A 5,524-nucleotide genomic window follows, 5' to 3' on the forward strand; every position below is an offset into this window, starting at 1 on the left:
AGGCCGCCACTGAGGGAGTGAACCAGGCCTTACGGGTCGCCTTTTCCGCCGGAACGGTCATGGGAATGGCCGTCGTTGGGTTTGGTTTACTGGGACTGGGCATTCTTTACCTGATTATCCGCGATCCGCAAATTATCAACGGATTTGCTCTGGGAGCCAGTTCAATTGCCCTATTCGCCCGGGTGGGTGGCGGCATCTATACCAAAGCGGCTGATGTGGGAGCGGATCTGGTCGGAAAAGTGGAGGCCGGGATTCCCGAAGACGATCCCCGTAATCCGGCGGTCATCGCCGACAACGTTGGTGACAACGTGGGTGACGTAGCCGGAATGGGAGCCGACCTATTCGAATCCTATGTCGGATCGATTATCGCCGCGATGATTCTAGGAATGACCCTTCTTGGCAATGAGGTGTCTGGAGTGCTTTATCCGCTTATCCTGGCCGGGTTTGGAGCCCTGGCAGCCATCACCGGCACCTTTTTTGTGAAATCCAAAGACGAGAAAGGACTGGCGAAAGCCCTGAACCGGGGAACCTACGTGAGCGGTATTCTCGTGGCGGTTTTCAGCTTGATCATATCGGCGGTCATGTTCCGGGGAGAAGGCGCTCTTTTTCCCTGGTATGGACCATTCATTTCTACGGTTGCCGGTTTGATAGCCGGAATAGCGATAGGACTTATGTCTGAATACTATACCTCCAGTCACTTCCAGCCGGTGAAGAGCTTGGCGGATTCGGCCAAAACCGGTCCGGCGACAACGATCATCAGCGGCCTGGCCCTGGGTATGGAAAGCACGGTCGGACCGTCACTTGTGATCTGTGGTGCCATTCTGGTCGCCTTTTGGGGAGCGGGAATATACGGAATCGCCATCGCGGCGGTGGGGATGCTCTCCATCGTTGGCATGACAGTAGCCGTTGACGCTTACGGACCGGTGGCGGACAACGCTGGAGGTATCGCCGAAATGGCCGGTATGGAGCCGAAAGTGCGCAAGATCACCGATTCACTCGACTCTCTGGGCAATACAACCGCCGCCATCGGTAAAGGATTTGCCATTGCCTCGGCAGCCTTGACTGCACTGGCGCTTTTCACCGCGTATGCTCAGGCCGTTGGGTTGACGGTTATCGACTTGTTGCATGCGTATACCGTAGTAGGCTTGTTTATCGGCGGAATGATGCCCTTCATGTTTTCCTCGATCGTCATGAAAGCGGTGGGCCGGGCGGCTTTTAAGATGGTGGAAGAAGTGCGCCGCCAGTTCAGGGAAATCCCCGGAATTATGGAGGGGAAGGCTAAGCCCGATTACGCCCGGTGTGTGGATATCAGCACCCGCGGTGCCCTTTCTCAAATGATTCTCCCCGGGGTCCTCTCCGTGGTGGTGCCCATGTTGGTGGGTTGGTTCCTGGGTGCCGAAGCCCTGGGAGGTCTTCTGGCCGGTGCGATTATTTCCGGACTAATGATGGCAGTTATGATGGCCAATGCCGGAGGTGCCTGGGACAACGCCAAGAAGTATATCGAGGGAGGTTATCTTGGCGGGAAAGGAACCCCGGTTCATTCAGCCTCTGTGGTTGGTGATACAGTGGGTGACCCGTTTAAGGATACCGCCGGTCCTTCACTGAACATTCTCATCAAACTGATGAGCATCGTGGCCCTGGTTTTTGCCCCTCTTTTCATTCGTTGAAATACCATTACCGGAGCTTGAATGTTACGGGATTCGAGCTCCGGTTTTGTCTGTAGAGCAGAACCCGGAAGAAGAGGAAAAGTGCTTCTGTCCTGGCCTTGGCGTTATTGAAGGGGGTTTGGGATGTATATTGAAGATCGGTACCTCGAAGAGATCAAGAATCGAGTCGACCTGGTTTCCCTGATCTCCCAGTATGTTGAACTCAAGCCGGCTGGAAAGGGTTTTCGCGGATTGTGCCCTTTTCATGAAGAAAACACGCCGTCCTTTCAAGTCTCTCCGGAAAAGGGAATCTTCCATTGTTTTGGCTGCGGTCTGGGTGGAAACCTCTTCAATTTTATTATGAAAATAGAAAACCGGTCCTTTCCGGAATCAGTCAGGTATCTGGCGGAAAAATACGGTATCGATCTTCCGGTGGGGACTAAAAGAAATTCCAAAGAACAAAAAGAGAAAGAACGTTTTTTTCAGTTCAATGAAGCGGTAACAAAGTATTATCAGTGGTACTTGGAAAATTCTCCAGCCGCCGATGCCAGACAAGCCCGGACTTACCTCATGGAAAAAAGAGGATTGTCGCTGGATATCATCCGTATGTTCGGTATCGGTTTTTCTCCAAGCCGGGGCAAAGAGAGCGTCAAGGCCCTCTTGAAAGAAGGGTTTTCCGGTCCGGAACTCATCCAGGGAGGGGTTGGCGTGATTGGTCAGCGCCGGGAACTCCTTGACCGGTTCCGGGGTAGAATTACTTTTGCTCTTCACGATGTCAATGGCTCTCCGGTCGGTTTTGCCGGGCGCTCTCTAAACGAAACAGGACCGAAGTATTTGAACACGGCCGATCATCCTTATTTTACCAAGGGACATCATCTGTACGGATTATTCGCTGCGAAGCATACGATACGGAAAACCGGCCAGGTAATTCTGGTGGAAGGCTACATGGATTTCCTGGCCCTTTTTCAGGCAGACTTTACCAACGCGATTGCTTCGATGGGAACGGCGTTGACCAGGGAGCAAGTCAGCCTGCTCAGACGGTTTTCTGATGAAGTGCTACTATGTTATGACTCGGACAATGCCGGGAAATCTGCCACTGCCCGGGGAATGGGAATCCTGAAGGAAAAAGGCCTTCAGGTAAAAATACTGGCCCTACCGAAACCTTACGATCCCGATTCACTGCTCCGGAATAAGGGAAAACAAGCGTTCGCCGACGCTTTAGGCCAAGCGAAAAGCTTATTTGATTACACCCTGGAATTGCTGATCGATAAATATGGTTGTAATACATTGGAGGGGAAAAGCAAAGTGACCCGGGAGTTGTTGCCCTTGATCCGATCCTGTGAGAATACGGTCGAAAAATCCCTTTTTATTCGCCAGGTTGCCCAGAAGATCGACGTGCCGGAGTCTCTGTTCTATGAGAGCCTGGAAGCGAAAAAACAACCCAGGGCAAATCCTTCCTTTACGCTTGAATCCCGAAAATCCTATGAACCTGGAAACATCAAAGCCGAGCGGATGCTGATCAAGGCGGCTATTGAGAACGACTCCCTCCGATCGCTGATTCTGACTGGTCTTTCACCGGAAGAAATGGTCAACCGAGATCATCAAAGAATTTATCAAGCCGTCAGTACCTTGGCCAGCATCGGATCGGTTTCCGTCTCTGATCTGATCGACCTGTTTTCCGGAGATCTTATGATCTGTTCGACAGTTACCCGTTTATGTTCACTCGATGAAGGGTCGTCGTGTAAAAACGCCGAGATGGTGAGAGAACTGATCGCCCGGGTCAAACGGGCTTCTCTCAAAACGGAGATTCAACGCCTCCGGGAGGAACTTTCCCAATCACAGGATATGTTCCAACTGGAAGTGTTGAGGCATTTGGAACAACTCGTTAAACAGGAGAATGCTTTGAAAAACTTAAAGAGAGGAGAGGGGGTTCTTTGACCGTAAACGGAAAAAAACAAGGTTCCCACGGACATGTCCAAGAGATCTGGACCCTCATAGAGAGCGGCAAGAAAAAAGGCTTTATTACCTTCAAGGAACTCAATGATGTTCTGGGTGACGATGTCATTAATGTCGAAAAGTTGGACGATATCTATAACACCCTCTCCGACCTGGGGATAGAAGTTTCCGACGAAGATGACGTTACCAAGGAAGAGGTAGGGAGAAGCGGAGTTGAAAGCCTCAAGCTCGAAGGGATCAAGGGTATCGGGGTCGACGACCCAGTAAAGATGTACCTGAAGGAAATCGGCCAGGTTCCTTTGCTTACGTCTGAGCAGGAAGTCACCCTGGCCAAGCAGGTAGAGGCCGGAGATCCGAATGGGAAACGCAAACTCATCGAAGCCAACTTACGTTTGGTCGTCAGTATTGCAAAGCGTTACGTCGGGCGGGGTATGCTTTTTTTGGACCTGATCCAGGAGGGCAACCTGGGCTTGATCCGGGCGGTAGAGAAGTTCGATTATCGGAGAGGCTACAAGTTCTCGACATACGCCACTTGGTGGATCCGCCAAGCCATTACCCGGGCCATCGCCGATCAGGCCCGTACCATACGTATTCCCGTGCACATGGTGGAAACCATCAACAAACTGATCCGGATATCGCGTCGACTCTTTCAGGAACTGGGCCGGGAACCCCAACCCGAAGAAGTGGCCGAGACTATGGGAGTCACCGTGGAGAAGGTACGGGAGATCCTCAAAACCGCCCAGGAGCCACTCTCCCTGGAAACCCCCATCGGTGAGGAAGAGGATTCCCACTTGGGGGATTTCATCGAAGACCAGAGGGTCCTGGCTCCACCCAAGGCCGCCTCTTTTGCGCTTCTCAAGGAACAGTTGGAAGATGTACTCAACACTCTCACCGATCGGGAGCGGATGGTCTTGAAACTTCGTTTCGGACTGGCCGACGGCCGCCCTCACACCTTGGAAGAGGTAGGTCAGAAATTCGGGGTGACCCGCGAACGGATCCGACAGATCGAAGCCAAGGCTCTCAGAAAATTGCGTCATCCCAACCGGAGTAAAAAATTACGGGATTATCTTGACGAGGCGGAATAATGTAGCTATAATGACAGTCGCCTTCCTTCCTCGGTAGCTCAACGGTGGAGCATCCGGCTGTTAACCGGAGGGTTGCAGGTTCGAATCCTGCCCGGGGAGCCATTTTGAACTATTTTTCAGACACATAGATGAGGCGGATGAACACTCCTCCGCCTCGCCCTCTCCCCGCTCGGCGAACTCGCTCCACATTAAACCGCCGTTCCGCAGGAACTTCGCCACCTTCGTCGGCTCGTCCAATCTCCCCTCTCCCATAGAAAATTGGTTTGCGAACTCTCCGGGAAGAAACCCGCAGAAGGCTGGTTACAGCCAGCGAAGCGGCAGGGGAGGAGTTGATGGCCCCACACCAATGGCGGAAAGAGGAACCGGGTCAGCAAGGCATTGTCCGGAATGGGTATCTCCCGGAACGCAATCTCCTCATCGGCCGGGATGTGATCCCGGTTTTCGCTCCCCGGGTGCGGGATAAGTTCTGCGCGCTATCGACAGAACTCTCGGCCCCTTCAACGTGGTCGAACTTCAAAACAGATGCTCGAACGTCAGTGTGGATATGATCCGCCGTATCTTGTAAAATTTACGGGCGAAAAATCAGATTGAATGTCTTGGACGAGGCCAGAACGCCCGGTGGCAAAAAACCGTCAAGTGGCAATTGGGTAATGTCGAATGAAATGGGTAACGAATTGGATAACATAAGATATGCCAAAACTGAGCATGGCGCGGACCATGAGTTGATTCTTTGTTTATAGAGCGATCCACACGCGGGTGGCCCTTCCTGAACGAAGTCAAAACCCCCCGGATCCGGCATTGCCCCTTCCCGAAGATCATTTAGAAAGAGGCCGTCAT

At 52.4% G+C, this 5,524-nt stretch carries 4 protein-coding genes and 1 tRNA gene; all 5 read left to right on the forward strand.

The features are described 5' to 3' along the window. On the forward strand, nt 1-1,667 hold a 1,667-nt coding region (locus VLH40_06835; GenBank protein ID HSV31720.1), incomplete at its 5' end, for a sodium-translocating pyrophosphatase. A 123-nt stretch (nt 1,668-1,790) separates the two neighbouring features. Continuing rightward, nucleotides 1,791-3,584: a DNA primase gene (gene dnaG, locus VLH40_06840; protein HSV31721.1), complete on the forward strand. Its 1,794-nt coding sequence runs from the start codon at nt 1,791-1,793 to the stop codon at nt 3,582-3,584. Beyond that, the gene (gene rpoD / locus VLH40_06845; GenBank protein ID HSV31722.1) at nt 3,581-4,687 is read left to right on the forward strand and encodes an RNA polymerase sigma factor RpoD; all 1,107 of its coding nucleotides are present in this window, start codon (nt 3,581-3,583) and stop codon (nt 4,685-4,687) included. Before dnaG ends, rpoD begins: the two co-directional genes overlap by 4 nt. Before the next feature lie 27 nt (nt 4,688-4,714). Next, nucleotides 4,715-4,789 (forward strand) — tRNA-Asn (locus VLH40_06850). A 230-nt stretch (nt 4,790-5,019) separates the two neighbouring features. Then, entirely contained in the window at nt 5,020-5,235 is a 216-nt protein-coding gene (locus tag VLH40_06855; protein HSV31723.1) for a hypothetical protein, read from the forward strand. Nucleotides 5,236-5,524: the final 289 nt, after the last annotated feature.

The organism is Atribacteraceae bacterium, assembly GCA_035477455.1.
Classification (GTDB): domain Bacteria; phylum Atribacterota; class Atribacteria; order Atribacterales; family Atribacteraceae; genus DATIKP01.